18 protein-coding genes and 8 tRNA genes are annotated in these 20034 nt (G+C 49.1%); 24 read left to right on the top strand and 2 right to left on the bottom strand.

Annotation, left to right across the window (positions count from 1 at the left end):
* Positions 1-133: 133 nt before the first annotated feature.
* The 13 genes from DFP97_RS19805 to DFP97_RS19855 all read left to right on the top strand — a co-directional run bounded on the left by DFP97_RS19805 (position 134) and on the right by DFP97_RS19855 (position 5107).
* Positions 134-210, top strand: a tRNA-Ile gene (locus DFP97_RS19805).
* Positions 211-215: 5 nt separating this feature from the next.
* A tRNA-Asn gene (locus tag DFP97_RS19810) sits at positions 216-291 on the top strand.
* Between the two features lie 5 nt (positions 292-296).
* A tRNA-Ser gene (locus DFP97_RS19815) sits at positions 297-384 on the top strand.
* 13 nt (positions 385-397) lie between these two features.
* A tRNA-Glu gene (locus DFP97_RS19820) sits at positions 398-472 on the top strand.
* A gap of 14 nt (positions 473-486) precedes the next feature.
* Positions 487-563 (top strand) — tRNA-Met (locus DFP97_RS19825).
* Between the two features lie 28 nt (positions 564-591).
* Positions 592-667: transfer RNA gene (locus DFP97_RS19830), tRNA-Thr, on the top strand.
* A gap of 76 nt (positions 668-743) precedes the next feature.
* A tRNA-Thr gene (locus tag DFP97_RS19835) sits at positions 744-819 on the top strand.
* An 8-nt stretch (positions 820-827) separates the two neighbouring features.
* Positions 828-904, top strand: a tRNA-Pro gene (locus tag DFP97_RS19840).
* 218 nt (positions 905-1122) lie between these two features.
* Positions 1123-1890, top strand: a complete 768-nt coding sequence (gene pdaA, locus DFP97_RS19845; RefSeq protein WP_114382102.1) for a delta-lactam-biosynthetic de-N-acetylase — start codon at positions 1123-1125, stop codon at positions 1888-1890.
* Positions 1891-2236: 346 nt separating this feature from the next.
* Positions 2237-3406 carry a TOTE conflict system archaeo-eukaryotic primase domain-containing protein gene (locus DFP97_RS31200; RefSeq protein WP_220271176.1) on the top strand — a complete coding sequence of 390 codons (1170 nt, stop codon included), beginning with the start codon at positions 2237-2239 and terminating at the stop codon, positions 3404-3406.
* 11 nt (positions 3407-3417) lie between these two features.
* Entirely contained in the window at positions 3418-3900 is a 483-nt protein-coding gene (locus tag DFP97_RS31205) for a DEAD/DEAH box helicase family protein (protein WP_220271177.1), read from the top strand.
* A gap of 28 nt (positions 3901-3928) precedes the next feature.
* On the top strand, positions 3929-4501 hold the full coding sequence (locus DFP97_RS31210) for a DEAD/DEAH box helicase (RefSeq protein ID WP_220271178.1): 573 nt from the start codon (positions 3929-3931) through the stop codon (positions 4499-4501).
* Between the two features lie 36 nt (positions 4502-4537).
* Entirely contained in the window at positions 4538-5107 is a 570-nt protein-coding gene (locus DFP97_RS19855) for an RQC-minor-1 family DNA-binding protein (protein WP_114381935.1), read from the top strand.
* Positions 5108-5165: 58 nt separating this feature from the next.
* Here the strand turns inward: DFP97_RS19855 and yhbH are convergent, their stop codons facing one another.
* Complete coding sequence (yhbH, locus tag DFP97_RS19860; protein ID WP_114381936.1) at positions 5166-6329, bottom strand: sporulation protein YhbH; 1164 nt, start codon at positions 6327-6329, stop codon at positions 5166-5168.
* A 263-nt stretch (positions 6330-6592) separates the two neighbouring features.
* Between yhbH and DFP97_RS19865 the strand changes: the two genes are divergently transcribed.
* The 11 genes from DFP97_RS19865 (at position 6593) to DFP97_RS19915 (ending at position 18353) form a co-directional block, all read left to right on the top strand.
* Positions 6593-7405, top strand: a complete 813-nt coding sequence (locus tag DFP97_RS19865) for an ABC transporter ATP-binding protein (RefSeq protein ID WP_114381937.1) — start codon at positions 6593-6595, stop codon at positions 7403-7405.
* Entirely contained in the window at positions 7386-8201 is an 816-nt protein-coding gene (locus tag DFP97_RS19870) for an ABC transporter permease (protein ID WP_114381938.1), read from the top strand. The genes DFP97_RS19865 and DFP97_RS19870 overlap by 20 nt, the downstream gene beginning before the upstream one ends.
* Positions 8198-9043 carry an ABC transporter permease gene (locus tag DFP97_RS19875; protein ID WP_114381939.1) on the top strand — a complete coding sequence of 282 codons (846 nt, stop codon included), beginning with the start codon at positions 8198-8200 and terminating at the stop codon, positions 9041-9043. Before DFP97_RS19870 ends, DFP97_RS19875 begins: the two co-directional genes overlap by 4 nt.
* Positions 9044-9132: 89 nt before the next feature.
* The gene (locus DFP97_RS19880; protein ID WP_114381940.1) at positions 9133-10224 is read left to right on the top strand and encodes an ABC transporter substrate-binding protein; all 1092 of its coding nucleotides are present in this window, start codon (positions 9133-9135) and stop codon (positions 10222-10224) included.
* A 96-nt stretch (positions 10225-10320) separates the two neighbouring features.
* Positions 10321-11703, top strand: coding sequence for an aspartate aminotransferase family protein (locus DFP97_RS19885; protein ID WP_114381941.1), 1383 nt, complete (start codon positions 10321-10323; stop codon positions 11701-11703).
* Positions 11700-12962, top strand: coding sequence for a M20 family metallo-hydrolase (locus tag DFP97_RS19890; protein WP_114381942.1), 1263 nt, complete (start codon positions 11700-11702; stop codon positions 12960-12962). Before DFP97_RS19885 ends, DFP97_RS19890 begins: the two co-directional genes overlap by 4 nt.
* 5 nt (positions 12963-12967) lie before the next feature.
* Positions 12968-13849 carry a nitrilase-related carbon-nitrogen hydrolase gene (locus tag DFP97_RS19895; RefSeq protein WP_114381943.1) on the top strand — a complete coding sequence of 294 codons (882 nt, stop codon included), beginning with the start codon at positions 12968-12970 and terminating at the stop codon, positions 13847-13849.
* A 156-nt stretch (positions 13850-14005) separates the two neighbouring features.
* On the top strand, positions 14006-15385 hold the full coding sequence (locus tag DFP97_RS19900; protein WP_114381944.1) for an NAD(P)-dependent oxidoreductase: 1380 nt from the start codon (positions 14006-14008) through the stop codon (positions 15383-15385).
* Positions 15378-16691 carry an NAD-dependent dihydropyrimidine dehydrogenase subunit PreA gene (gene preA / locus DFP97_RS19905; RefSeq protein WP_114381945.1) on the top strand — a complete coding sequence of 438 codons (1314 nt, stop codon included), beginning with the start codon at positions 15378-15380 and terminating at the stop codon, positions 16689-16691. Before DFP97_RS19900 ends, preA begins: the two co-directional genes overlap by 8 nt.
* Position 16692: 1 nt before the next feature.
* Positions 16693-18120: a dihydropyrimidinase gene (hydA, locus tag DFP97_RS19910; RefSeq protein WP_114381946.1), complete on the top strand. Its 1428-nt coding sequence runs from the start codon at positions 16693-16695 to the stop codon at positions 18118-18120.
* Positions 18121-18140: 20 nt separating this feature from the next.
* Complete coding sequence (locus DFP97_RS19915; RefSeq protein ID WP_114381947.1) at positions 18141-18353, top strand: hypothetical protein; 213 nt, start codon at positions 18141-18143, stop codon at positions 18351-18353.
* Here DFP97_RS19915 and DFP97_RS19920 read toward each other — a convergent pair.
* Entirely contained in the window at positions 18350-19969 is a 1620-nt protein-coding gene (locus DFP97_RS19920; protein ID WP_114381948.1) for a PucR family transcriptional regulator, read from the bottom strand. The genes DFP97_RS19915 and DFP97_RS19920 overlap by 4 nt on opposite strands.
* Positions 19970-20034: the final 65 nt, after the last annotated feature.

Below are 20034 nucleotides of genomic sequence, written 5' to 3' on the forward strand. Positions count from 1 at the left end.
GCAGCTGACGAATACTAATCGGTCGAGGGCTTATCCTAAAACCGTTTGCCTGGACCCATACATCCGGCAGACAAACAGCTAAAGTTCAGCAGCAAATTCTTTCGTATCCGGTTTTCAAGGCGTAACTCGCTTAGGGCCCTTAGCTCAGCTGGTTAGAGCGCACCCCTGATAAGGGTGAGGTCGGTGGTTCGAGTCCACTAGGGCCCACCATATTTTCCCTGATAGCTCAGTTGGTAGAGCACTCGACTGTTAATCGAGTTGTCACAGGTTCGAGTCCTGTTCGGGGAGCCAAGTTTGGAGAGATACCCAAGTGGCTCAAGGGGACCCTCTGCTAAGGGGTTAGACTGCGTAAGTGGTGCGAGGGTTCGAATCCCTCTCTCTCCGTTCGATTTTACAAGGCCCGTTGGTCAAGGGGTTAAGACACCTCCCTTTCACGGAGGTAACAGGGGTTCGAATCCCCTACGGGTCACCATACTTTTTTAACGACGCGGGGTGGAGCAGCCCGGTAGCTCGTCGGGCTCATAACCCGAAGGCCGCAGGTTCAAATCCTGCCCCCGCAACCAATCACCTTAAAGTGACCATAATCGATGTGCCGTTGTAGCTCAACTGGTAGAGCAACTGACTTGTAATCAGTAGGTTGGGGGTTCAAGTCCTCTCGACGGCACCACTTTTTCACTTTGGATGCAGCTCAGCTTAATAGAGCAGCAGCAAATTTACCTTTACAGGTGACAATCAATTGATGTGCCGTTGTAGCTCAACTGGTAGAGCAACTGACTTGTAATCAGTAGGTTGGGGGTTCAAGTCCTCTCGACGGCACCATTTTTTCTCGGGACGTAGCTCAGCTTGGTAGAGCACCTGGTTTGGGACCAGGGGGTCGCATGTTCAAATCGTGTCGTCCCGACCATTATTAAACAAATGTTGTTACATAAAACCACTAACTCACTGTCCTCGGACATGTAGGGTTAGTGGTTTTTTTATTTATATTCCTTAAAATACGCTGCAGGTTTGCTTTAAAGTCATTGGGAATTAATTGGTTTTAAGTAATGATTATTTATAATCACAATAGGGAAATATAGCTACGCTAAAGAGTACAGAAAGGTGTGATTTTTGTTGAAGCGTAGAATGTGGTTAGCGACATTGCTTGCCGTGATCATTTGGGGCGCATTAAATTCCGGTACCGCGATTGCTCAGCCCGGTGCTTATCATTATGGCTTCAAGAAGAGCGTGGAAGGCCGACTGCCTTCTATCGATCAGGAAGGCTTCAAAGACATCGTAATAAAATACGGAGCGTTGTTTCTAGGCGATACAAGCAAGAAAGAGCTGTATCTAACGTTTGATAACGGATATGAGAACGGCTATACTTCTAAAATTCTCGATATCCTTAAAGAAAAAAAGGCACCTGCCGCTTTTTTTGTAACGGGACATTATGTGAAGGATCAACCGGAGCTGCTTAAACGAATGGTTATGGAAGGCCATATCGTTGGCAATCATTCTTGGAGCCACCCGGATATGTCCCAGCTATCGGAGGGGAGCATCAAGACGGAGCTCGATAAGGTGAAGGAGCAGGTTGAGATACTTACAGGACAGAAGGAAATGAAGTATCTTCGCCCGCCCAGAGGTATTTTTAGCGAAAAAGTTCTAGCAGCCAGTAAACAATTCGGTTATACGAATGTTTTTTGGTCAGTGGCATATAAGGATTGGGACGTTAAGGCGCAGAAAGGTTCACAATATGCTTTCAGCCAAGTTGTAAAGCAGCTTCATCCCGGAGCCATTATTCTGCTGCATGCCGTATCTAAGGACAATAGTGAAGCTCTAGGGAGCATTATTGATGAGGCTCGCCGCCAAGGTTATGAATTTAAAAGCTTGGATCAGCTTACGGTTAGCCAGTAACGATAATAAATAACCTTAGCCATAACAGTTGGCTAAGGTTTTTGTTCTTGAAAGAGGGATACGAAACCGGTAGATTTTTTTATCACAGGAAACAAGTCATCCTGAAGAAGAAGGAACACGGGATCGTGTATAATATCCTTAGATCATTAACAAGCTTACTTCCTTATAGGAGGGTATCATGATTGATATAAAGCAACAGCTAGCGCATGCCTTATTGGAAATCGAGCGATTAAAAATGGAAAATACTATGTTACGCATGCAATTAGACTTTTTTACATAGGGAGATTCTCCACTCAAAACTATAGAGACTACTACTGAGCAAAAAATATATGAAGTTAATACCCGAATGGCTACAAATTCTCAAGACGACGAGATAACCATACATCAATATTCGACACCGATAGAAAAGATCACATTATTTCGAAAATTGTTTCGAGGACGCGAGGATGTATTTCCTGCTCGTTGGCAGAACAAAACAGGGAAATCGAGTTACTCACCTGCGTGTGGAAACGAATGGAGTGCGGTATGCAAGAAACCGCAGGTAAAATGCTCTGATTGTACGTATCAACATTTTTTACCGGTGACAGACGAGGTTATCAATAAGCACTTGGATGCTAAGTTCAATCAAACATTAGGTGTATATCCCATGCTGCAAGATGAAACCTGTTGGTTTGTGGCCATTGATCTGGACAAGCACGACTGGAAAACTGATGCAAAAGCAGTGATGGAGACTTGTGAAGAAATGGGAGTGCCCGCTGCATTGGAACGTTCAAGGTCAGGTCAAGGCGGGCATATTTGGATTTTTTTCGAGGAGCCAATAGCTGCAACTATAGCAAGGAAGCTTGGGTTCTCGATTATTTCAAAGACAATGCAGTCGAGGTATCAAATCGGACTAGATTCGTACGATCGATTGTTTCCGAACCAGGATACGCTTCCTAAAGGCGGGTTCGGAAACTTAATTGCACTTCCTTTACAAGGAGTACCAAGAAAACAAGGGAATAGTGTATTTGTTGATAATGAGTTAATGCCTTTTGATGATCAATGGCGTTTCCTATCGCAGATGCGGAAGCTTTCTTCAGATAGTGTGGAAAAAATTGTTCGAGATGCTGCTGCAAATGGTGAAGTAATAAATGCCGGATTTATAAACCTTGAAGAGGAAGACGAACGACCATGGGATTCTGTCCATAAAAACAGTGAATTAATCTTACGGGGAGCGCTGCCATCTAGTATTGAAATTGTTTTGTCCAATATGGTCTACATCTCAAAAGATGGGCTTCCGTCAAACATGATAAACCGATTAATTGGACTTGCCGCATTTCAAAATCCTGATTTCTATAAGACACAGGCAATGCGTTTGCCAACCTATGGAAAACCACGAGTGATAGGATGCGAAAGCATATTGCGCTTCCGAGAGGTTGCTTACAACCAGTTCTGGATCTATTTAATCACCATGATGTTAAACCGTTGCTTCATGACGAGCGAAATCAAGGACAGCCCATTGAAGTGGAGTTTGTAGGAACTTTATCCATGCTGCAAGATGGTGCGGCAAGAGGAGTAATGGCACATGAAATAGGTATTCTCTCCGCGACAACAGCTTTCGGGAAAACCGTAGTGGCTGCTAATATCATCGCAACACGAAAAGTGAATACCCTGATATTGGTCCATCGCAGGGAGTTAATGGATCAATGGAAGGAACGATTGCAAACCTTTCTGGAAATCCAGGAGAGCGATATTGGTGTTGTGGGTGGCGGGAAAGATAAAAGAACAGGAAAAATAGATATAGCCGTGATCCAGAGCTTGAATTCTAAAGCCCAGGTAAAAGAGTACATTAGTGGTTACGGACAGATCATCGTAGATGAATGCCATCACGTTTCCGCCTTTAGCTTTGAGCAGGTACTAAAAATGGCAAAAGCTAAGTATGTGGTTCGGTTTAACGGCAACCCTAGCAAGGCAGGATGGTCAACATCCGATTGTGTTGATGCAATGCGGACCGATCCGAATACGCATTGATGCAAAATCTCAGGCTGCTGCGCGAGGCATGGAACATAAGGTGATACCTCGATATACTTCATTACAGTTGCCGCAAACTACAGGAAATCTATCAATCCAAGATATCTATCAATTACTTATTGAAGATGAAGAACGAAATTCGCTCATCTTTGATGATATACTCAAATGTTTAGACCAAGGAAGGTCACCGGTTCTTTTGGCGGAACGCACGGCTCATGTAGAATATTTCGAGAAACGGTTGGAGAAGTTTGCTAAAAACGTTATCGTTCTTCGGGGTGGAATGGGTAGAAAACAGCGTGAGGCGATTCGGCAAAAAATAGCTGGCATAAAGGATCATGAGGAAAGGGTATTTATCGCTACCGGGAAACTTATTGGAGAAGGTTTTGACGATGCTAGACTGGATACTTTGTTCTTGGTTCATCCGGTTTCTTGGAAGGGAACATTGCAGCAGTATGCCGGCCGTCTGCATCGGTCGTATATCAATAAAACGGAAGTGCAAATTTATGATTATATTGACCTGCAAGTTCCAATGTTAATGAGCATGTATAAGAAAAGAATACATGGCTACCGAGCGATGGGCTATAAAGGTTTTGAATTATAATGGTTCAAAAGTAAACTCGATCGGAGGGCATCTTCAATGCCACAAAAAGGTTATGTTAACAAGATCATAAACGAACAATTATATGATGAGGACATATTTGCCATTCTTAGAGCAGCTGATGAAATTATTGCTCGTGGCGGACGGACTCTGCTTGCTAAAATATTAAAAGGCTCCCGCGAGAAAAAAGTGTTGGAGCTTGGATTGAATGATTGTCCGTCTTACGGTTACTATAAGTTATTTTCTCTAGAACAAATCGTAAATAAGATAGATTGGATGATTTATAATGATTTCCTGGAGATTCAATTCAGCGGGAAGCTTCCAATGATTGTTTTTACGGAGCGAGGCTGGTCGATCGAGCGAGCAAGGATGGCTGAAGAGCTTCTTCAGGAATGGGACGCATGGTTGGCGCAAGGAAAATCTGATATCGATATGAGCTATTTAAAAGACCGAAATCGCGGAATGATTCTAATGTTTTTGGATAAAATCAAGCAAACAGGCAATCTGAAATACATTCAGTTATTGCGTCTATGGGAGAAAATTGAGTATAAAAAAGTAAAGCAAGAAATTCGTGATACGGTGTGTCAACTTGAGAGATCGTTACACTAGAAACAATCCCGCCTGATGCATTGTTGTGCAAGGCGGGATTGTTTTTGTCACGAGCTTGTTACCCCGGTACGCCTTCCCGCTTACGGAAAAATGACTTGAGGGCATTATATACTTCGCCCTTCTCCTTGATGACGTAGTACATGAAATGCTGCAGATTGATGTGCTTGTAGGCGGACATGAGCGTGCTGGAGCGGTTGTATTGGTTGACCTCGCCGTAGCCGAATAGGTTGGAGCGCTTAAGCAGCTCGCCGATTAGCTTCACGCAGCGTTCATTGTCGCTCGTCAGATTGTCTCCGTCGGAGAAATGGAAAGGGTAAATATTGTACAAATTCGGTGAGTAGCGGCTATCGATTATTTCTAGCGCTTTCACGTAGGCTGACGAGCATATGGTACCGCCGCTTTCGCCGCGTGTGAAAAATTCCTCCTCGGTCACTTCCTTCGCTTCCGTGTGATGGGCAATAAACACAATATCGACCTTCTCATACTGGTGACGCAGGAAACGTGTCATCCAGAAGAAAAACGAGCGGGCTACATATTTCTCGAAGGAGCCCATCGATCCCGACGTATCCATCATCGCGATGATAACGGCATTCGACTGCGGTTTGATAATTTCTTCCCACGTCTTGTAGCGCAGGTCGTCAGGAGAGATGCCGTGAATGCCCGGTTGGCCAGACGTCGCGTTTCTCCGCAGGTTTTCGATGATCGTCCGCTTTTTATCGATATTGGACATGATACCCTTCTTGCGGATATCATTGAAGCGAATTTCCTTCGTTTCGAGCTGGTCCTTATCTTTGTTCTTGAGGAAAGGAAGCTCCAGCTCGGCAAATAACATCGTCTCCAGCTCCGCTAAGGTGATTTCAGCTTCAATAACATCTTCGCCAGGCTGATCGCCGGCGCCCTCGCCCTTGCCGCCTTTTTGTGCAGAGGCGGGATCTACGCCGAGCACGTCGCCAACCTGGCTGTCTCCATCACCCTGGCCTACATGTTTATTTTTATTGTAGTTATAGACGAACCGGTATTCATCAAGGCTCCGAATCGGCACTTTGATGATCTGTTTGCCGTCAGACATAACAATGCTTTCCTCGGACACAAGGTCCGGTAAGTTTTGCTTAATCGCCTCGCGGACCTTCTGTTGATGCCTGGATTGATCTTGATACCCCTTGCGATGCAGTGACCAGTCCTCCCGTGACACGCTGAACATTCCATTGTCCGATGAACCCATTTCGGAGCACCTCCTCGCTTATTTCTTTGTTGTTATTCAATATATTCAAGTGCCGAGCGGTTATGTGAAGGAAAATTAGTCCAATTCTAGCATTCTACCAAAAAAGCCATACGTCCTATTTGACATTATGTCAAATAAGCGGCCCATTTTTTAACCATTTTGTATAATGAATTTTATAATACGTGTTATATAATATTACACAAGAGCTTTAAAAACCTGTCATTAACATAACGCAAATTGCTTTATTAATGAGGAGGGATTACATGCATCTATCCCAGGCTGCTAAGAAGGCAGAGATCATTGTCGACCAGGTATCCATGCGTTTTGGTAAAAAAGGCCACGAAGTTACTGCTCTCCAAAATGTCAGCTTCAAGATCTACCGTAACGAATTCGTATCGCTCCTGGGCCCATCGGGCTGTGGAAAGTCAACTCTCCTTAGACTGATGGCCGATTTGCTCGAGCCGACCGAAGGTCAAATAATGATTCAAGATGAGCATCCCCGCGAGGTTCGCCTCCGTCGAAAGTTCGGTATCGTGTTTCAGAACCCTACCTTATTTGAATGGAGAACGGTTAAACAAAATATTGAGCTCCCGCTTGAAGTACTGGGTCAAAAAAAATCTCAATATAGTGCGCTAACCGAACAATTAATAGAAATGGTAGGGCTCTCTTCCTTCAAGCATTATTATCCTTGGCAGTTAAGCGGCGGCATGCAGCAGCGTGTTGCAATTGCCCGGGCTCTTTCCTTAGACCCTCCTATTTTATTAATGGATGAACCGTTTTCTGCACTTGATGAATTTACGAAGGAAAAGCTGCAGCTTGAGCTGCTTGAAATTAAACGGAAGACAAACAAAACGATCGTATTTGTAACGCACAGTATTCCCGAGGCTGTATATTTGTCGGACCGAATCATCGTGTTGTCAGCGCATCCCGGACGGGTTCATTCTATCGTGGATAACGTCAGGGAGGAGGGGGACCCGTCCCATATACGCGAGTCGGAACGATTCCACGAAATGATGAAGACGGTTAGGAATTGTTTTTACGAGGAGAGTGGTTTCCTTGACGGGCAGACTATTTAAAAAGTTTGGTCAAAACGGCACATTCGTATTGTGGGCGGCGGCAATTCTCCTTCTGTGGGAGGCAGGGGCATGGTTTATTGAAGACATTGCGCAATTGACTGCTCCAGCTTCCAAGCTGCCTTACATACACCGGGTGCTCAGCTCGCTGGTAGAGCACTTCCCGACGATGATCAAACAGGGAGCCGTTACATTTGGCAACTCCATAACCGGTTTTGTCATCGGATCGGCGATTGGTTTCGCATTGGCTATTCTAATGAGTTTATCAAGAACGGTGGAAAATACGCTGTCCCCTTATATGATAGCTTCGCAAATGATTCCGATCATCGGTCTGGCGCCTATTATTTACGGCATTATTCATGACGCGGCTTTATCCAGGGTGCTTATGGCAGGTTATGTGACTTTTTTTCCAGTCACTATTAATGCGCTGCGCGGCATAAAGAGCATCAAGCAGGAGCAGCTTGAACTGATGCGATCATATGCAGCATCGACTTGGACTTTGTATTTGAAGCTTAAGCTGAAATCGGCATTGCCGGGCTTGTTTGCGGGATTAAAGCTGTCGGCTCCGCTTGCTATTACGGCGTCAATCATTGTCGAGCTAATGGGAGCTCCGGACGGCATAGGCGTTCTAATGGTCAGCTCCCTCTATTACGGGACAGCCCAAGTATATATGTTTTGGTCAACCGTTCTAATCAGCATGGCCATAGGACTGCTTTTATATCTTATCATCACCTTACTTGAGAGGTGGATGACGCCATGGCAGCCTGAGTTCCGTTCGAAGGGGAGGGACGAAACATGAAGGAGATGGCCGTTCCGCAATCTGCAGATAACATTCGCCCCAAGCCGGCAGCTCTAAAAAAGGGGCGGGCTCTTAAGAGTAAACGTTCAGCATATCTGCTTCCATCCGGCTTTGGGGTGTTGTTTCTGCTCATTTGGCAGCTCAAAGGCTTTCATAAGGTATTCCATTTGGAGCAATATCAGCTTCCGATACCTTCCTCGATAGCTGTTTCGATTCGCGAAAATGTCGATGTTCTCTGGAGCTACTCGCTATATACGGGGAGCGAGATAGTAGGCGGTTGTTTAGCAGGATCGCTGTTTGGTCTTATCGCAGCCGTGGCGGCGTCGTTTTTTCCTCGAACGGGAAGGGGCGGTATCACGCTAATGGCTTCCCTAAACGCTGTCCCGATTGTTGCTTTAGCGCCTGTCATGAATAACTGGTTCGGTGACGGTGTTGCATCAAAAATGGCGATTGTTTCCGTAATGACGATGGCAACGATGGCTGTCAGCGCATTCAAGGGGCTGCGCTCCATTGATCCGACTTCTATAGAGCTTATGAATTCGTATGCGGCCGGTAAGTTTCAAATCTTCGCCAAGCTTCGTTTTCGAAGCGCGCTTCCGCATGTATTTACCGCTTTAAAAATTAATATGTCAACCAGTATTATCGGGGCAATCGTCGGGGAATTTTTTATATCGTCTCGGGGACTCGGGTACTTGCTGTCCGACCAAATCAAATTGGCGAACATGCCGCTTGCATGGTCCTGCATCGTCATTGCCGCGTTACTCGGAATCATCCTGTACTATATCGTTCAGGTCATAGAGCGCTTGGTGATTCCTTGGCATATCGCGCAGCGGAAGCAATAGTTTAACGGATTGGACTTGTCCGGCTCACAGGGCAGCAGGGGATGTCATCATCTTTTAAATAGAATCGATAATGGAGAGGAATGGTCAGCATGACAAAGAGAAGCCGTATGCTGCAATCCGTTTCAACAATTCTGCTTGTGCTTGCGCTGCTAGTCGTATCGGCATGTGGCAACAACCGTGAGCCCGCTGCATCGACAAACGAGCCCGCAACTGCCGTTGATGCGTCGCCGGAGGCCGACAAGCCGGCTGCTGAACCGCTCAAGAAGGTAAAAATTCAGCTAAAGTGGGTGCCTCAAGCGCAGTTCGCCGGTATTTTTGTCGCGAAGGAGAAAGGCTTTTATGAAGAAGAAGGACTGGATGTCGAAATTATCCCGGGCGGTCCGGACGTTGTGATTGAGCAGCAGGTCGTGAACGGCGCAGCCGACATCGGGGTAACGAGCTTCGACAGCTTGCTTGTTAACCGGGACAATGGCCTCCCGCTCGTATCGGTAGCTCAAGTGCTGCAGAAGAGCTCTTACCGGTTTGTAGCGAGCAAAGAGTCCGGCATCGACTCGCCAGCGAAGATGAAGGGTAAGAAGATAGGCATGTGGACGGGCAGCCAGCAATTCCAAGTGCTTGCGTTCATGGAGAAGAACGGGCTGGATCCGAAGAAAGACGTTGAGCTGGTAAAGCAGGGCTTTACGATGGACCAGTTTTTCAATAAGCAGCTGGACGTTGCTGTCTCGACCATATATAACGAGTACCATGTTGTGCTCGAAAGCGGCATAAAGGAAGAGGATTTGTACGTTTATGATTTTGAGGATGCAGGCGTCGGCATGCTGGAGGATACACTCATAGTCAAAGATGAATGGTTGAAAAACAACCGTGACATTGCCGTCAAAGCGATCAAAGCGACGATGAAGGGCTGGAATTACGCGATAGCGAATCAAGCCGAATCGGTTGATATCGTTATGAGCGCCGTAACGGAAGGCAGTACGACAAAGGAGCATCAGACGACGATGCTGATGGAAATGGCGAAGCTCGTTAAGCCGGAAGGCTTTACGGATGCGCAGGTCGGCTCGTTCGTGGATGATGCCGTTCAAAGAACGGTAGAGATTGCTGTCAAATACGGGCTTATTAAAAAAGAGCCCGACCTCGCGTCAGCTATCGACAAAACAATTTTGGAAGATGCGGCGAAGTAACCGCATAGGCTAGTCTGTAAGGACCCTCGGATGGTCTATCCGCGGGTCCATTCCACTACTATACGAACGGCAGTCGTGAAGGAGGAAGAGCAGCCTATGAATGTGAAAGAGGAAGCGATGGATACAGAGGCGAAAGAAGCGCTGCTGGAGAAGGACCGCAAATATGTATGGCATCATATTACCCCCCATAACGAAAACCCGATGGTCGTCGTCTCGGGAGAAGGCAGCTGGATAACCGATGCTGACGGCAATCGTTACTTGGACGGCATGTCCGGCTTATGGTGCGTTAATGTCGGGCACGGGCGGACTGAGATTGCCGAGGCGGCTGCGCAGCAGATGAAGACGCTCGCTTATTCAACCCTTATTCAGTCCCATGTGCCTGCCATTGAGCTTGCTGCCAAGCTGAATGAATGGCTCGAGGGAGAGTATCGGATTTTCTTCTCCAATTCAGGATCGGACGCCAATGAAGTCGCCTTCAAAATAGCCCGCCAATACCATCATCAGAGGGGAAAGCCAAGCAAGCATAAGTTTATTTCACGTCATAGAGCCTATCACGGCAATTCGATGGGAGCGCTCGGCGCGACAGGGCAGGCGCAGCGGAAGCTGAAGTACGAGCCGCTTGGCATAGGATTTACTCACGTACCGCCGCCTTATTGCTATCGTTGTCCCTTCGGACAAACGAAAGGCTCATGCGAAACGCAATGCGCGCAGGCCTATGAAGACGCCATTATGTGGGAAGGTCCGGAATCAGTCGCGGCTATCATTGTTGAGCCTGTCATTACCGGCGGGGGGATGATCGTACCTCCGGATGATTATCTAGCTAAATTGAGGGCAATTTGTGATAAACACGATGTACTGCTGATCGTCGACGAGGTCATTTGCGGCTTCGGCCGGTCGGGCGAGCGGTTCGGGCATCACAATTACGGCGTACGGCCGGATATCGTCACGATGGCGAAAGGACTTACCAGCGCGTATTCGCCGCTATCGGCAACGGCTGTATCAGCTGAAATGTACGACAGCTTCAAAACGAATGGGGCGGACAGCCACTTCCGGCATGTGAATACGTTTGGCGGCAACCCGGTATCATGCGCGGTGGCGCTCAAAAATATTGAAATTTTGGAACGTGAAAATTTGGTGAGCCGTTCCGCTTATATAGGCAAAGAGCTGCTAAGCCGGATTGAAACTCTGGGAGAGCATCCTAATGTGGGTGAGGTACGAATTTTTGGTTCGGCTATCGGCATCGAGCTGGTCGAGGATAAGCTGACAAAGGAGCCGGCGCATGCTGCGACAGTGGCCGCCATTATTGCCGGCTGTAAACAAAAAGGGCTGCTCATAGGCAAAAACGGCGACACCGTCCCCGGTTTTATGAATATTTTGACGCTTAGCCCCCCATTGTCAACGACGGACGACGAAATCGCCTTTATTGCCGATACGCTTCTTCAGGTGTTCGAGGCTGGGGCGGGAGAGGATGGCAGATGAAGGTGACTACTCCAATCCATATTAATTCCAAAAGGCTTCATGACCGGATTTATAAGCTGTCGCAAATCGGGAAAATCGGTGAAACCGGCGTTTGCCGGCTAGCTTTATCGAAGGAGGATCGCGCGGGCGTCGAGCTTGTGAAGAGCTGGATGGAAGAAGCTTGGATGACTACGCGAATCGATCCTTTCGGCAACTTGATCGGCGTGCTGGAAGGGCGCGACCCTGATGCTCCTGTATTAATGCTCGGGTCACATGTCGATTCGCAGCCTTATGGCGGCAGATACGATGGAGTCATTGGCGTGCTGGGCGCAATCGAAGCGGTTCAGACGATGGTCGAAGCCGGATATGAGCCGGAGATGAATATAGAGGTTGTCGCCTTCTGCGATGAGGAGGGCTGCCGCTTCAATAAAGGGCTGTTCGGCGTAAGAGGCATGACAGGAAAGCTCGAAGAAGGCGAGCTGGAGCGTACGGATAAGAATGGAATGACCCGAAGGGAAGCATTGCTGGAATTTGGCTGCGATCCTGCAGGGTTTGACGGTTATACATTTGAAGAAGGACGGATCGGCGCTTTTCTTGAGCTTCATATTGAGCAAGGACCGGTTCTTGAGGCTAAGGGCGAGCCAATCGGCATAGTCAGCGGCATATCCGGTCCGCTGTGGTGGACGGTCGAGATGACCGGCTTCGCAGGACATGCCGGCTCGGTGCCGATGCCGATGCGGCAGGATGCTCTTGTAGGCTGCGCCAAGGTCATCGTTGCACTCAATGAGCTGGCGCGTCAGGAGCCTGACGCCCCGACAGTCGGAACGGTCGGTTCGCTGACCGTATTTCCGGATTCACGAAACATTATCCCGGAGAGGGTGTCGTTTACCGTTGATTTGCGGGATATTGATCTGGAACGCAGAAACGGTCTGGAAGAGCAGCTTCGTATGCTCATTGACGACGCTTGCTTGGAGCATGGTTTGTCGTACACGATCCGTGAGGATACGAACAGCGAGCCGCGCTTTTGCGCAGATTGGCTTAAGGATGTGCTTCGTCACGAGGCTGCAGGAATGGGGCTTACGCCGCCAGAGCTTATGAGCGGGCCATTTCACGATTCCTTAACAATGTCATATGTTTGCGACTACAGCATGATTTTCGTCCGCTGCAAGGAAGGGATCAGTCACAACCCGAAGGAATACGCTGCACCTGAGGATATACAGCTGGGGACGGAGCTGCTCTACCGGGCTGCCCGTAAAATTAGTGAACGGAAAGGGGGGTAAATGCAGTGTCAATCGTAAAAATCGGATTGATTCAGGCCGCCAATGACTTGCATGGCGACGAGCCCGTTGAAGAGCATAAGCGCGCGGCTATTGAAAAGCACATAAGGCTCATTCGGGAGGCGGCAGCGAAGGGAGCGCAAATCATCTCGCTGCAGGAAATTTTTTATGGGCCTTATTTCTGCTCCGAGCAGCAGACGAAGTGGTATGACGCGGCGGAGGAAATTCCGAACGGACCGACAACGGGGCTGTTTCAGGAGTTGGCGAAAGAGCTTGGCGTTGTTATCGTTCTTCCTATCTATGAGCGAGAAGGAATTGCGACTTATTATAATACAGCTGCTGTTATTGATGCGGACGGAGCCTATCTCGGCAAATACCGCAAGCATCACATTCCGCATGTGGCGGCCGGCGGAGGCTCATGCGGCTTTTGGGAGAAGTATTATTTTAAGCCGGGGAATCTTGGGTATCCCGTCTTTGATACGGCGTTTGCTAAAGTCGGCGTATACATCTGCTACGACCGGCATTTTCCGGAAGGAGCGCGGGCGCTTGGGCTGAATGGCGCAGAAATCGTTTTTAATCCGTCAGCTACTGTCGCAGGTACGTCCGAATACTTATGGAAGCTGGAGCAGCCTGCGCATGCGGTTGCCAATGGTTACTATGTGGCGGCAATCAACCGGGTCGGAACGGAAGCGCCTTGGAACATGGGCGAGTTTTACGGGCAATCGTATTTGGTTGATCCAAGAGGCTCGATCGTTGCGATCGGGAGCAGAGATCGGGATGAGGTCGTTATTGGCGAAATGAATAAAGAATTCATTCGCGAGGTGCGCAATATGTGGCAATTTTACCGTGACCGCAGGCCGGAAACGTATGACAATATCGTTCAAATATAAGAATTTATAAGTTTCACAGTTATAAATAAGCTTATATTTCACCGCGAAACGTAAGCTGCGCCTCCAAAGGACGGCGAAGCCGTTTACGCTTGGTTTATGAGCATATGAGTTCGAATCGGATGATGGGATCGCATAAAATTTGTGGAGGGAAGCGGCATGAGCAATCGCGTGTCTGCCAGTGCGGCGTTCATTCCCATCGATTCGCTAAGGCGGAATTTTGCCGAAGTGAAAGCGGGAATGCGGCCGAAGGAAGCTATTGAGGAATCAAATCGCTGTTTGTATTGCTACGATGCACCTTGTATTAAGGCATGCCCGACTGGCATTAATATCCCTTCCTTTATTAAAAAAATTGCATCCGGCAATATGAAAGGGTCGGCGCGCGCTATTATGGATGCGAATCCGGTCGGCGCCACCTGCGCGCGGGTATGCCCGACTGAAGAGCTGTGCGAGGGTGCTTGCGTACTTAATCATTCGTCCAAACCGATCATGATCGGCGATTTGCAGCGCTATGCGACGGACTGGGCAATGAAGAACGAGCAGACGTTGTTTACGGCCGGACAAAGCAACGGTAAGTCGGTGGCCGTCATCGGCGGCGGTCCGGCTGGACTGTCAGCGGCACGCGAGCTTGCAAGGTTCGGCTTCGCGGTAACGATATTCGAAGCGAAGGAACAGGCAGGAGGTCTCGACACGTATGGGATCGTCTCGTTCCGGCTGCCTCAGAGCATATCGCTCTGGGAGGTGGATCAAGTGAAGAAGCTGGGCGTCGACATTCGTACGAGCACGAAGGTCGGTGAAGACGTTGGCACGGAGGAGCTGCTGGAGGAGTATGACGCGGTTGTGCTGGCAATCGGCATGTCGAAGGTGCCAATGCTCGGAATAGAAGGGGAACAGCTGGAGGGGGTCTTCGATGCCATTGATTTTATCGAAGCGACCAAGACGGAAATTAACGCTGACTTTGTCGGTAAGCGGGTCGCGGTTATTGGCGCAGGCAATACGGCAATCGATGCGGCAACCTGCTCGATTAGGCTCGGAGCAGTCAATGTGAAGATGGTTTACCGCCGGTCAAGAGAAGAAATGACCGCTTACGATTTTGAATATGAATTCGCGAAGCAGGACGGCGTCGAATTTCAATGGTTGACCGCTCCGAGCCGAATTATCGGGGATGAGGCCGGTAACGTGAAGGCGCTCGAATGTATACGAATGAGGCTGGAGACTGCGGAGGATGGCGGCAGAAAAAGTCCGGTTCCCGTGGAAGGATCGGCGTTTCTGCTTGAGGTAGATGCCGTTATTAAGGCGATTGGCCAAACTCGGCATTTACCGTTGATCGAACAGCTTGGTCTGGTAAACAAGCGTGGAACCGTCACCGTTGATCCCGAAACCTATCAAACGTCCAATCCTAAAGTATATGCGGCGGGCGACGTTGTTTTCGGGGAAGGCCAAGGCGAGGCGATGGTTGTATCGGCAGCGCAGCAGGGCAAGCTTGCCGCCTATTCCATTTACAAAACGCTAAGTGCGAGGAGGGAACGTTATGGCTGATTTACGCATCAATTTGGCAGGCATTTCATCACCAAATCCATTTTGGCTCGCATCGGCACCGCCTACGAATACCGGATATCAGGTGCAGCGCGCTTTCGAAGCCGGGTGGGGTGGGGCGGTATGGAAAACGCTCGGCGATCCGATTATTAACACGTCCTCGCGTTTCGCGGCCGTACATTTTAACGGGCAAAGGGTAGCCGGTTTCAATAATATCGAGCTTATTACAGACAGACCGCTTGAGATCAATTTGAAAGAAATATATGAAACGAAAAAAAGGTTTCCGGACCATGCGGTCGTGGTTTCGTTAATGGTAGAGCCCAAGCAGGAAAAGTGGCATGAAATCGTAAAAAAGGTAGAGGCTGTCGGCGTGGACGGGCTGGAGCTTAACTTCGGCTGTCCGCACGGGATGGCTGAACGGGGGATGGGCTCCGCTTCCGGCCAGCAGCCGGATTTAGTGGAAATGCAGACGATGTGGGTGAAGGAGGTTGCGCAAACGCCGGTCATCGTTAAGCTGACTCCCAACATTACCGACATCACGGCTACCGCTAAGGCAGCCGTCAGAGGAGGAGCAGACGCGATATCGCTTATTAATACAATTAACTCGCTTGCCGGCGTGGATCTCGATACATGGAATACGATTCCGCACGTTGGCGGCAAAGGGGCTCACGGCGGCTATTGCGGTCCTGCGGTCAAGCCGATTGCCTTGAACATGGTTGCAGAATGCGCCCGTAATCCGCTTGTCGGCGTTCCGATCTCCGGAATCGGCGGTGTATCCAATTGGCGGGATGCGGTAGAGTTTTTGTTAATGGGATCGACAGGCGTGCAGGTATGTACGGCAGCCATGCATCACGGCTTTAGCATCGTGGAAGATATGATCGACGGGTTAAACAATTATTTGGATGACAAAGGACTGCAGTCCGTGAACGAGCTAATCGGCAAGTCGGTTTCCCGCTATTCCGATTGGGGCGATCTCGATCTGAATTATGCGGTAGTCGCGCGAATCGAGCAGGACAACTGCATCGTATGCAATAAATGCCATATTGCTTGCGAGGATACGTCGCATCAATGTATCGAGCGGCATACAGACGAGAATGGAGCCGCCTATTTGAAAGTGCGCGAGGAGGACTGTGTCGGATGTAATTTGTGCTCGATTGTTTGCCCTGTCGAAGGCGCGATCTCGATGGTGGAAATTCCTGCGTCGGAGATGCCGCTAAGCTGGAACATGCGTCAAGCAGCAATCGGAGCACTCAGTACACCCGGTACAGACAAAGGCTCGAAAGATTCCGATTCGAAGGAGGCGGTGTAGGATGACGGCCAAATTGATCAAAAACGGAACAATCGTAACAGCGGCGGATACGTATACAGCCGAAGTGCTTATTAAGGACGGCATTATTGCAAAAATCGGATTCGATCTGGATGCCGAGGCGGATGAAGTCATTGATGCGTCAGGAAAGTACGTATTTCCAGGCGGCATCGATCCGCATACCCATCTCGAAATGCCGTTCGGCGGCACGGTGACGGCCGATGATTTTGCAACCGGCACAACGGCGGCGGCATTCGGAGGGACAACTTCGATCGTGGATTTTTGCTTAACGACGAAGGGCAAGCCGCTTAGCGAATCCATCGCAGCATGGCACAACAAGGCAAAGGGAAAAGCGGTCATCGACTATGGCTTTCACTTGATGATCGGTGAAATAAACGATGAGGTGCTGGCTGAGCTTCCTTCAATTGTTAAGGATGAGGGCATAACGTCATTAAAAGTGTTCATGGCTTACAAAAATGTGTTTCAAGCCGATGACGGTACGTTATTCCGAACCATGCTTGCCGCCAAGGAGCTCGGTGCGATGGTCATGGTCCACGCGGAGAATGGCGATGTCATTGAGTTTCTTATCCAAAAAGCGCTGAAGGAAGGCCATACGGATCCGATCTATCATGCGCTTACAAGACCCTCCGTTATCGAAGGGGAAGCGACCGGACGCGCGGCTAAGCTTGCGGCCCTCGCCGGAGCGAGGCTGTATGTCGTTCATGTGACGTGCGCGGAGGCGGTGCAGCAAATTGCGGAAGCCCGGGGGCAAGGCGTCGACGTATGGGGCGAGACATGTCCGCAATATTTGGTGCTCGATCAATCGTATTTGGCGCAGCCGGGTTTTGAAGGAGCGAAGTACGTATGGTCGCCGCCGCTTCGCGAGAAGTCCCATCAGGAAGTGCTGTGGAATGCGCTGAAGAGCGGCCAGCTGCAAACGATCGGCTCCGACCATTGCTCCTTTAATTTCAACGGGCAGAAGGATCTTGGGCTTGGCGATTTCAGTAAAATACCGAACGGCGGTCCGGTGATTGAGGATCGTTTTTCACTCCTCTATTCTGAAGGGGTTCGCAAGGGCCGCATTACGCTGAACCAGTTCGTGGACATCATATCCACACGTAACGCTAAGTTATTCGGCTTATTTCCCCGGAAGGGGACGATCGCGGTCGGCAGCGACGCGGATATCGTCATATTCGATCCGGAGGCCCAGCGCCTGCTATCGGCGGAAACGCATCATATGAACGTTGACTATAATCCATTCGAGGGATTGCTGGTGACTGGCGTACCGGTAAGCGTTATGTCCCGGGGAGAGTTTGTAATTCGTGAGCAGCAGTTCGTCGGTGAGCTTGGCGCCGGCCGTTACTTAAAGCGTGCCCCGTATATAACTGCAAGCGAGACAGCGCCTGATCCGAAGCCAAAAGTGAAGCTTTAGTCTGAAGGAGGGTACTCTCAATGTCGGCATATAAACAGTTTGCAGAAGAGAAAAACAAGCTTGATGACTTTATTAAGCAGCAATACAGCATTATAGGCGTACGTGAAGATTTGAGCGGTACTTGGCTTTCGCTGCAGCACCCGGGCGGCGATCAGGCTGTCCTGCTGCTCCTGACCGCGGACGCCCGTAAATATGCATCAAATGTGTTGATTAAGCAGTCGCGTATATCTTAAACTATCGGGCCGTGCACGTATTCGTAGGCGCGAAGCGCCAGCTCTATCGTTAACCGCTTATCAGGCTCCATGAAGTTATCGCCTAAAAGAGCACTAAGCTTGTCCAGTCTATGGTAAAGCGTTTGCCTTGCGATGAACAACGCTTTAGCTGTTTCCTGCTTCGATCCGGTTAGCGATAAATAGACCTTCAGGGTTAACAGCAGTTGACCATTTTTCTCCCGGTCGCTGGCGACGACAGGACCGATATATTCCTCTATCAAAGCAGGAAGAGTATCCGCCTTTTTAAGCGTATAAATGATTTTGTGCAGGTGCAGATCGTTATAGAAGGGAGAAGGAAGAGAACCGATATCCTTCTGAATGGCAATCGTTTCTTTAGCGGTCTCATAGCTTTCTTTTATATTCGTTAATTGCGTCATGTAGCTGCCGATCCCCATCGGTGACGAGAAGAAAGCCGGCTCCTGATGCCGTTCCGTCTTTTGCAATCGGTTAACGGCTTTTAGCAGGCGCTCTTTCCATTTAACGGCTCCAAGCTGATCAAGCACGATAAACACGATCTGGTCATGCAGCAGCAGCGGAAGCAGCACAAAGCCCTCGCCCTCGAAAATAGCGCGCGCCACCATGTTTTTTTGAATAACCAGCGAACCGTCATCCTTGTCGGCTGTTCGTTTTGAGGAAGAGTCCAATTCAAATAAGCATACTGTAACACCGGTCAGCTTAGCGGAGGGCTTGAGCGAGCTAATGTAGTCCCGTATATCCTTTGGCGAATGCTTGCCGCCCAGCCAATCGACAGACCACAAGTCCTCCTTGTGGCGGCGCCTTTCTTCTATATACTTCGTGCGCATCATTTCTTGGGCAATGGCTGTGGCGCAGCGGTCTAACGCTAATATTTGAAATTCACTCAGCTCTTGCTTGGATTGTAGCAATAAATCGGCAAACAAATGGTCCAGAGCCAGTATCGGACGGTGTGCAAGGGTGCTCTTCGTGTTCGGCGCAGCAAACATTTTGCCGTAAATCCACTGCTCGTAGAAGACATCGGCTTTCGCCCGCGGCATATACGGCACGAACTGCGCTTCGGCACCGAGCGGGAAGAAAGCGACCTGCTCGCCGGTCGTTTGGTGAAGCAGGCGCAGCAGCGACATCATGCCCTTGCCGGACAATAGCAATTGATTGAGCTCTGTCGACAGCGTCTCAAGCTCCGAAACCATGCGGTGATGCTGATGGATAAAGTAGGCATGAAGATCTTGGGTAATATCGATGTAACGAACTTCTTCGTGGAAAAAAATAAGGGGGAAGTTCTCGCGCTGAGCGAGCTCCTTCATTTTGTCGAACGGCTGCTTCGTGTACTGACCCAGTTCAATGCAAAGTCCGGATGCGCCGCTATCGATAAGCTGCTGCAGGAACGAGACGCTAAGCTGCTCATTATCGTGCCAGCCAATGCCGGTGCAAAGAATAAGCTCATGGCCGTTTAATAAATGGCCAACTTGCGTTACTTCCATGATATGAACCCACTTCACGGTGCGGTTCAGCGCTTCTTCGCTGGCGACTGCTTCCGCTTTTTTAAACAGAGGGCGCTTCAAAATATCTTTTACCGTCAGCTGCAGTACTGTCTTCACCATAGGCAGTCACCGTCCAAATTGGATTTATAACGTTTTTTACTGATTATACAAGATGTCCAAATCAT

This window comes from Paenibacillus prosopidis (assembly GCF_003337375.1).
GTDB classification, from domain to species: Bacteria; Bacillota; Bacilli; order Paenibacillales; family Paenibacillaceae; genus Pristimantibacillus; species Pristimantibacillus prosopidis.

Bases quoted from the DNA above. Each gene is read 5' to 3' on its own strand.
- pdaA (WP_114382102.1), top strand. From the start codon at position 1,123: ATGTGGTTAGCGACATTGCTTGCCGTGATCATTTGGGGCGCATTAAAT.
- DFP97_RS31200 (WP_220271176.1), top strand. From the start codon at position 2,237: ATGGCTACAAATTCTCAAGACGACGAGATAACCATACATCAATATTCG.
- DFP97_RS31205 (WP_220271177.1), top strand. From the start codon at position 3,418: ATGCTGCAAGATGGTGCGGCAAGAGGAGTAATGGCACATGAAATAGGT.
- DFP97_RS31210 (WP_220271178.1), top strand. From the start codon at position 3,929: ATGGAACATAAGGTGATACCTCGATATACTTCATTACAGTTGCCGCAA.
- DFP97_RS19855 (WP_114381935.1), top strand. From the start codon at position 4,538: ATGCCACAAAAAGGTTATGTTAACAAGATCATAAACGAACAATTATAT.
- yhbH (WP_114381936.1), bottom strand. From the start codon at position 6,329: ATGGGTTCATCGGACAATGGAATGTTCAGCGTGTCACGGGAGGACTGG.
- DFP97_RS19865 (WP_114381937.1), top strand. From the start codon at position 6,593: ATGCATCTATCCCAGGCTGCTAAGAAGGCAGAGATCATTGTCGACCAG.
- DFP97_RS19875 (WP_114381939.1), top strand. From the start codon at position 8,198: ATGAAGGAGATGGCCGTTCCGCAATCTGCAGATAACATTCGCCCCAAG.
- DFP97_RS19880 (WP_114381940.1), top strand. From the start codon at position 9,133: ATGACAAAGAGAAGCCGTATGCTGCAATCCGTTTCAACAATTCTGCTT.
- DFP97_RS19885 (WP_114381941.1), top strand. From the start codon at position 10,321: ATGAATGTGAAAGAGGAAGCGATGGATACAGAGGCGAAAGAAGCGCTG.
- DFP97_RS19890 (WP_114381942.1), top strand. From the start codon at position 11,700: ATGAAGGTGACTACTCCAATCCATATTAATTCCAAAAGGCTTCATGAC.
- DFP97_RS19900 (WP_114381944.1), top strand. From the start codon at position 14,006: ATGAGCAATCGCGTGTCTGCCAGTGCGGCGTTCATTCCCATCGATTCG.
- preA (WP_114381945.1), top strand. From the start codon at position 15,378: ATGGCTGATTTACGCATCAATTTGGCAGGCATTTCATCACCAAATCCA.
- hydA (WP_114381946.1), top strand. From the start codon at position 16,693: ATGACGGCCAAATTGATCAAAAACGGAACAATCGTAACAGCGGCGGAT.
- DFP97_RS19915 (WP_114381947.1), top strand. From the start codon at position 18,141: ATGTCGGCATATAAACAGTTTGCAGAAGAGAAAAACAAGCTTGATGAC.
- DFP97_RS19920 (WP_114381948.1), bottom strand. From the start codon at position 19,969: ATGGTGAAGACAGTACTGCAGCTGACGGTAAAAGATATTTTGAAGCGC.